This is a genomic window from Natronococcus jeotgali DSM 18795, from assembly GCF_000337695.1.
GTDB lineage: Archaea > Halobacteriota > Halobacteria > Halobacteriales > Natrialbaceae > Natronococcus > Natronococcus jeotgali.
The window spans coordinates 1-7,317 of sequence record NZ_AOIA01000157.1; the positions used below are offsets into that span (position 1 = coordinate 1).

The 7,317-nt window shown below is 68.2% G+C and carries 8 protein-coding genes; 2 read left to right on the forward strand and 6 right to left on the reverse strand.

The annotated features are described in order from the left end of the window. Positions 1–38 precede the first annotated feature (38 nt). Positions 39–1,163: a DR2241 family protein gene (locus C492_RS18580; protein ID WP_049893189.1), complete on the forward strand. Its 1,125-nt coding sequence runs from the start codon at positions 39–41 to the stop codon at positions 1,161–1,163. Here the strand turns inward: C492_RS18580 and C492_RS18585 are convergent. The 3 genes from C492_RS18585 to C492_RS18595 form a co-directional block, all read right to left on the reverse strand. Continuing rightward, positions 1,160–1,771, reverse strand: a complete 612-nt coding sequence (locus tag C492_RS18585) for a DUF7524 family protein (RefSeq protein ID WP_008426466.1) — start codon at positions 1,769–1,771, stop codon at positions 1,160–1,162. The two genes, C492_RS18580 and C492_RS18585, sit on opposite strands and share 4 nt — an antisense overlap. A gap of 11 nt (positions 1,772–1,782) precedes the next feature. Further along, on the reverse strand, positions 1,783–1,977 hold the full coding sequence (locus C492_RS18590) for a methytransferase partner Trm112 (protein WP_008426470.1): 195 nt from the start codon (positions 1,975–1,977) through the stop codon (positions 1,783–1,785). 110 nt (positions 1,978–2,087) lie between these two features. Further along, positions 2,088–3,467: an adenylosuccinate synthase gene (locus C492_RS18595; protein WP_008426472.1), complete on the reverse strand. Its 1,380-nt coding sequence runs from the start codon at positions 3,465–3,467 to the stop codon at positions 2,088–2,090. A 326-nt stretch (positions 3,468–3,793) separates the two neighbouring features. Between C492_RS18595 and C492_RS18600 the strand changes: the two genes are divergently transcribed. Next, complete coding sequence (locus C492_RS18600; protein ID WP_008426473.1) at positions 3,794–4,099, forward strand: hypothetical protein; 306 nt, start codon at positions 3,794–3,796, stop codon at positions 4,097–4,099. A gap of 47 nt (positions 4,100–4,146) precedes the next feature. On the opposite strand, the gene C492_RS18605 is transcribed toward C492_RS18600, so the two are convergent. The 3 genes from C492_RS18605 to C492_RS18615 all read right to left on the reverse strand — a co-directional run. Further along, complete coding sequence (locus C492_RS18605; protein WP_008426474.1) at positions 4,147–5,862, reverse strand: DUF7527 domain-containing protein; 1,716 nt, start codon at positions 5,860–5,862, stop codon at positions 4,147–4,149. A 37-nt stretch (positions 5,863–5,899) separates the two neighbouring features. Further along, a complete protein-coding gene (locus C492_RS18610; protein ID WP_008426477.1) occupies positions 5,900–6,178 on the reverse strand; it encodes a UPF0058 family protein in 279 nt (92 codons plus the stop codon). 101 nt (positions 6,179–6,279) lie between these two features. Then, on the reverse strand, positions 6,280–7,317 hold a 1,038-nt coding region (locus C492_RS18615), incomplete at its 5' end, for an ABC transporter ATP-binding protein (protein WP_008426479.1).

Below are 7,317 nucleotides of genomic sequence, written 5' to 3' on the forward strand. Positions count from 1 at the left end.
CTCGCGCCATCAGAGATGTGTATAAGAGACAGCTGACCGTGTCCGACTCGACACCCGGCCCCGAGGACCTGCTCGCCGCCGCCGAGGGCGGCCTCGCGTTCGACGGGCTCTCCCTCGAGCGCGCGGCCGACGGAGCGTACGTCCTCGAGACGCCCGACGCCGAACGGGCCGAACTCGAGGCCGAGGAGCTTCGGGCCGCCCTCGACTCGCGCCCGCGGTACGTCTCGAACTGGCGCTACTGGGACGCGATCGGGGGCGAGGGAACCGCCCGGAGAGCCTTCCTGCGCTGGTGCGAGCGGGCGCCGATCGCGGAGGCGACGGTCGACCACCGAACGCTCGAGGACGGCTCCCTCGAGGTTCCGGCCCGCTACGACGCGCTCGCGGACGGCCTCGAGCGGGAGTGGGGCGAGCTCCTGATCACCGTCGAACTCGACGGCGGGGAGGGCGAACGCGTCTACGAACTCCGTCACGTCGACGACGCCGACCGCGCTCGCGGCGAGCTCGAGGTCCGCGACGATCCCCGGGAGGCACGCGAACTCGCGACCTACGACGAGGACGGCCGCTACCGACCGCTGAAGACCGCGCCCTCCCTGCGCTCGGGGTGGATCCTTCCCGACCTGACGGGCCGCGAACTCGTGGAGGGGGTCGACTTCTTCTACCCCGCGACGATCGCTAACTGGTACCGGGAGCTGCGCGGCGAACTCGACGTCGATCACTGGACCGAGACCGCCCCGCGCCAGACGGGGATCTACGACGTGATCGACGAGCTCCCCCGCGAGGCCGTCGACTGGATGGCCGAGGCCTGCTGTGTCGACTCGCAGTGTCTGCGCCGCCGGGAGTGGGAGTACGACGACGGCGACGCGCTCGCCCCCGAAGGCGGCGAGGGCCCGTTCCCCTGCCGGGAGCCCTGCTCGCTCGTGATCGCGGCCGCGCGCCAGTGGACGATTCTCGAGTCGGAAGACGAGCGCACCTACGAACTCGAGTTGACGACGAGCGAGTTCAACCAGCTCTCGGAGCTGATCGACGCGGTCGCGGACGGGCGCACCGACGAGATCCGGGAGGCCGACGTCGGGGACGGCGCGAACCGCTACCGAGCGCGGTACCTCCGGGCAAAACGGTTCGACGAGGACGGCGGCCTCGAGGCGGTAGAGCGGGAAAACTAGTCGCGAACGCGCAGTCCGACCGCGGCGACGACGGCGACGGCGACGACCGCGAAAACCGCGACCGCCGTCGTCCCGCCGGCGGTCGCGGCGACCGCGAGCGCCAGCACGAGCGCGAGGGCGACCCCGCCGAGCGCGAGCGCTGCCAGGGCCGTCGGACTCAGGCCGTCGGAGCTCTCGCGGTCGCCGAACAGCGGCCGTGACGGTTCGGACGAACCGTCGCCGTCACTTGCCGAACGGTTCGGCCGCGCGAGGGACTCGTCGACCTCGACCCGGTCTGGACCGGGTTCGATCGTGACCGCGATCGCCGCCGACTCGGCGCCGTACCCCGTCGAGACCTCGAGATAGCCCTGCACGGGGTCTTCGAGCCCGCTCGGATCGACGTCGATCGGCACCGGGGTCCGCGCGTCGGCCTCGACGTAGTAGTTCGACTGGGGGAGCGAGGCGACGCGGGCCAGCTCCTCGTCGAGCCGGCAGTGGACGTGAGTCGGCGTGTCGTGACCCTCGAGCAGCAGGGTGAACGGTTCGGCCGTCTCGAACGTAGCGGTCGCTGCCTCGAGGCGCTCGGGCGAGTCGCGGTTGACGTGGACGGTGACCGCTGGGGTGAACACGGTTCGAGCGTTCAGGCGGGGGACTCTTCGCGCATATCCGGTGGCAGCAGGTTCGGGATCCCGTCCTCGATGGGGTAGCGCTCGCCGCACTCGGTACAGACGAGGGTCCCGCCGACGACTTCGTCGTCCTCGTATTCGGCGTCTTCGAGCTCCAGGTCGTGTTTGTCGAGTGGACAACAGAGGATCTCCAGCAGCGACTCCTTCATACTACGACAGGCGAACGCATTCAGCAAAAGGCTTCGGGAACGCCGCGGCGATCGGGTCGAATCGGGGCGAGCGACGGGGCTCCGTCCCGAAACGGAGGCGGGCCGGAGAGCTACTCGTAGGGGTTCTCGACGACGACGGTCTCCCCGCGGCCCGGACCGACGCCGACGGCGTAGACGTCGGCCTCGAGCTCGTCGGCGACGTACTCGAGGTAGGTACGGGCGTTCTCGGGGATCGCCTCGTACCCCTCGTCGGCGACCGCGCTCCAGTCGACGTCGTCCCAACCATCGAAGGACTTCAGGTTCGCCTCGCAGCGACCCCACTCCTCGGTCGTCGGCGGCATCGCGAGCAGTTCCTCGCCGTCGAGTTCGTAGCTGTGGCCGACCTTCACCTCCTCGAGGCCCGCGAGCACGTCGATGTGGTTGATTGCGAGGCCGGTGAAGCCGTTGACGCGCGCGGAGTGGCGCAACATCGGCATGTCGAGCCAGCCGACGCGGCGCGGGCGACCGGTAACGGTCCCGTACTCGCCGCCCTCCTCGCGGATGTACGTTGCAAGCTCCTCGTTCTCGCCGTCGCCCTGTTCGTCGTAGTCGGGCGTGTCACCGACGACGCCGCCGAGTTCGGTCGGCAGCGGACCGCTTCCGACGCGCGTGAGGTAGGCCTTGACGATGCCGACGATCTCACCGTCCGCGATGACGGTGGGGCTAAGGCCCGTGCCGACCGCTGCGCCGCCCGCGGTCGGGTTCGAGGACGTGACGTAGGGGTAGTTCCCGTGGTCGATGTCGATGATGGTCCCCTGTGCGCCCTCGAACATGACGGTCTCGCCGTCGGCCATCGCGTCCGTGAGGAACGCGCTTGCGTTGACGGTCATGTTCCCCTCGGCGAGCCGTTCACCGATCTCGCGGAACTCCTCGAAGAGCGCGTCGACGTCGAACGCGTCCGGATTCTCGAGGTCCGAGACGTCGGCGCCGTAGACGTCCTCGACGAGCGCGCGCTTCTGTGGTACGACGTACTCGAGTCGGTCCCGGAGCACGTCGGGGTCGAGCAGGTCGCCGACGCGGATACCGCGGCGACCGGCTTTGTCCTCGTAGGTCGGGCCGATGCCGCGACCGGTCGTGCCGACTTCCTGATCGTCTTCGCTCTTGACGTCCTCCTCGATACCGTCGAGGACGCGGTGGAACGGCAGGATGACGTGGGCGCGTTCTGCGACCCGAACGTCCGGATCGAGGCCTTTCTCCTGGAGCGTCTCGATTTCGTCGAACAGCGTCCGTGGGTTGACGACGCAGCCGTTGCCGAGCACGCCGACCTTCCCGCGAACGGCGCCGGAGGGCACGAGCGACAGCTTGTACTTCTCGCCGTCGTGAACGACGGTATGGCCTGCGTTGTCGCCGCCCTGATACCGGGCAACGACGTCGGCGGCGTCGCCGAAGAGGTCGACGACTCCGCCCTTCCCTTCGTCGCCGAGTTGCGACCCGACGATGGTGACGGTCATAACAGCGGCGGATTCTTGCCCGGCCGATAAACAGATTACGGTCTGTGCGGGCGATCGACGGGGACGGTATCCACGAACGCGGATAGGTACCGCGACCGAACCGCCCGCGCACTGATCGTACTTCCACCTCCGTGCAACGGCCGCGCGCCTGCCGTCTTTCCCGCGGCGAACGGGTTCGCAGGCGAACCCGTTCGTGCCGCACACGCCTGCAGGCGTGTGCGACCGGAAGCGTTAACTACTGACAGGATCTGACACACGATTGAGACTGGTCGTTTCACTCGCGGAGAGTAACTTTTAAAGGCCCCAAAGACAAGTTAACAAATGCCATGATAGACCGACTGGAGAAGGAAGTCGATATGTTGGAACGACATCTGCAGGTCCTGAAGATGGTTATCGAGAACGAGCCGATCGGGATCGTCAAGATGTCGAACGAGACGGGATACCCCCACCACAAGGTCCGGTACTCCCTGCGGGTCCTCGAGGAGGAAAACCTCATCGAGCCCTCGAGCCAGGGTGCGATCAAGACCGAACGCACCGCGGAGTTCGTCGACGACCTCGACGGCAAGATCGACGACATCGTCGACAAGCTCGAGGGGATGAAGATCGAAGACGTCGCCGAGATCGAAGGCTAGTCTCTCCTTTCTCGTCGTTTCGTGCGGATAGGGCCCGAGCGACGCGATCAGAGTTCGGGGACGGTCAGGTGGAACCCCGCCGACCGCGCCTCGGCCAGACAGATGTGATAGCCCGGATCGTTGACGTAGCTCAGCCGCGAGCCGCGGCTGAGGAAGCCGCTCCTGGTCGCCTCCTCGACGACCTCGAGCGCGCCGGGTTCGAAGTAGCTCCGGGCGACAACGAGCGCGGCGGCGAACTCGGGGTAGCGGTCAGCGACCGCCGACGCGTCCGTCCTCGCGCTCTCGAGGCGCTCGCGCGGGATCGGGTCCCGGGAGTCGTCCAGGATCGCGACCAGCAGCGGACTCCCCCGCTTGTCGTAGGCGACGACGTCGAACTCGACGGGATCTCGGCCGTCCCCGAGGGAAACCGCGGAACGGAGTTCGACGCGATCGATCCGCGAGATCCCCTCGTAGAGGTCGGCGAGGGCGTCCGCGCGGCCGGTGTCGCGGATCTCGAAAAAGAGCTCCGTCGCGAGCCACTCGAGGAACCGAAACGCCATCGTGTCGGCCAACACCTCCTCGAAGGGATCGCCGTCGACGGTCGCGCCGACGTCGTCGAACCGCGTGTGATACTCCAGACGCAGATTCGAGTCGACCGCTTCGCGCTCGATGCGGGCCTCGCGGGCCGCGCCGAGCGTCGGCTGGCTCCGGGACTCGTACCGGACGAAGAGGTTCGTCTGCGAGAGCGCCTCGTCGAGCCCGAGGTCGGGGCCGGGCGCGGACTTCCGCGGCGGGCCCGCGCGGGCGTCCTCGAGTTCGGCCTCGAGGGTTCGGACCCGCGAGCGGAGCCTGTCGACGGTCGCCGACAGCTCCCGGTTTCGAGCGCGGAGCGACTCCCGTTCGGCCTCGGAGTCGTCGACGTCCGCGTCGCGGTCCGCGGCCTCGAGGTCGTCGACGTCCGCGTCGCGGTCCGCGGCCTCGAGGGCGCCGTCGCCGTTCGCGCCGGGTTTCGATCGCGCCGACTCGCCCGCGGGTTCGTCCCGCGCTTCGCGGAACGCCGGATCGTCTCGAGTCGTCGATTGGGGCGGTTCGTCGTTCGACCGATCGGTTTCCGCCTCGGTCGCCTCCGCGGCCGGTTCCGACGCCCGACTCTCCGCGGTCGCTCGAGCGGCCTCGGCGCGCTCGTCGTCGGAATTCGTTCTCTGGCCGTCCGCTCGAGACCCGGCTTCGGCACCGGACGGCGCCTCGACGTCTAGCTCGGCGACGTCCCGCACGTCGATCTCGACGTCGACGACCGCGTAGCTGCCGACCTCGTCGGCCGCCCGCTCGAAGGCGTCGGTCCCCACGAGCAGCCGTTCGGCGTCGCCGACGTAGGCGACCGCCATCCGGCGACCGCCGTAGTAGACGAGGTAGTAGTCCCCGCTGTGGACGTTCTCGCTCAGTTCGACGAAGCCAGTGAACGACCCCTCCCGGAGGGTTCGGTCGATCTCCTCGAGGGGCGTCTCGGTCGTGTCGTACGTTCCGCGGGGAGCGCCACACCGTGCCTTCATCGAGCAAAGCAACGGCAGAGCGCGGTGGGGAGCCTCGTAGGCCGTTCCCGAACCCCCCGCGAACGCTTCGGGAGCGCCGTCGACGACACCGACGATGCGACCGCCAAGCACGAACAGCCAGGCACCGTCGGAGACGACGGCGCCGGAGAAATCGCCGGCAGCCAGAGCGGGGAGATCGCCGTCGAACGGCCGAGAATCCCAGCGTTCGACGCGCTCTTGCGTGCGCGAGTCCATGCGTGAACAACCGGGATCCGAGACAAATACGTTTCGTCTATATCTTCGATTCGGCGTCCTCGGCGAGTTCCTTCATGCGTTTGCCGATCCGGCCGGCGCTCGAGAACTCGTCCTCGCTCATCGCCTTCGCCAGCGCGTTGCCCAGCACGAAGACGGCGTGTTTGTGCTCGCTCTTCGATTTGTGGACGTGCGACGGGTCGACGTCGAGCTGACGGTACGGGTCGAACAACTCCTCGTCGACCTCCTCGCGCTCCGAGAAGTACTCCATAATCACGACGAGTTCTTCGTGGAGTTCGAGGAGTTCGTCCTTGTGCATACCCCGATGTAGGAAGGGTTTCGGTTTAAGCATTGTGTGGCGACGCGTCGCAAAACCGCCGCATCGCCGGAGAACCGGACGAACAGGGGGCTGGTGGCGCTTCAGTCGGCGGCGACCGAGGGCGTTCGGTCGCGCTGGCCCGCGGGGAACCAGGCGAGCTCGTGGTCGGCGGTGACCCGCACCGCGACGCGCTCGTCCAAGTCCATTCGGTCGGAGTGGTTGTGCATACACTCGATCGTCTCGCCGGTGTCGAGCTCGACGCGGTAGAGGACCGTCGGTCCGAGATAGCGGCGGTAGACGACGGTGCCGTCGGCCGCGGCGTCGACGTCGGCGGCCGAGTAGGCGGTCACGTCGTCCGGTCGGACCAGCAGGTCGACGTCGGTCCCGTCGTACTGGTGGGCGAGGCCGTTGACGCTGTCCCGAGGGACCCGTCCGAGGGCGGTGTCGACGCGGTCGCCCCGGACCGTCCCCGAGAGGAAACTCGCGTGGCCGAGAAAGCCCGCGACGAACCGTGATTCGGGCTGTTGGAAGACCAGCTCCGGCGTGTCGACCTGCTCGATGTCGCCGTCGTTCATCACGGCGACCCGATCGGAGATCGACAGCGCCTCCTCCTGATCGTGGGTTACCGAGACGGCGGTGACGCCCGTCGCTTTGATGATCCGACGGACCTCCTCGCGCATCTCGACGCGCAGGTCGACGTCCAGATTCGAGAACGGCTCGTCGAGCAGCAACATCTCGGGTTCCGGCGCCAGCGAGCGCGCGAGCGCGATCCGCTGTTGCTGGCCGCCCGAGAGCTCGTCGGGGTAGTCCTCGCCGTGATCCTCGAGGCCGACCAGCTCGAGCAGCTCCGCGACGCGGGCTTCGCGATCGGGCTCGGCCCACTCCTGTAGCCCGAACGCGACGTTCTCGCGGGCGGTGAGGTGGGGAAACAGCGCGAACTCCTGAAAGACGACGCCCGTTCCGCGCTCCTCGGGCGGAACGAACCGACCCTCGCCCGCGACCGGGGTGCCCTGGAGCCGAACCGCGCCGTCGTTCGGTTTCTCCAGGCCCGCGATGAGACGGAGCGTGGTCGTCTTCCCGCAGCCCGACGGCCCCAGCAGGGTGAGGATTTCGCCGTCGCGAACGGACAGCGAAAGATC

Coding starts and splice junctions, on each gene's coding strand:
- C492_RS18605 (WP_008426474.1), bottom strand. CDS start 5,862: ATGGACTCGCGCACGCAAGAGCGCGTCGAACGCTGGGATTCTCGGCCG.
- C492_RS18610 (WP_008426477.1), bottom strand. CDS start 6,178: ATGCACAAGGACGAACTCCTCGAACTCCACGAAGAACTCGTCGTGATT.
- C492_RS18595 (WP_008426472.1), bottom strand. CDS start 3,467: ATGACCGTCACCATCGTCGGGTCGCAACTCGGCGACGAAGGGAAGGGC.
- C492_RS18590 (WP_008426470.1), bottom strand. CDS start 1,977: ATGAAGGAGTCGCTGCTGGAGATCCTCTGTTGTCCACTCGACAAACAC.
- C492_RS18600 (WP_008426473.1), top strand. CDS start 3,794: ATGATAGACCGACTGGAGAAGGAAGTCGATATGTTGGAACGACATCTG.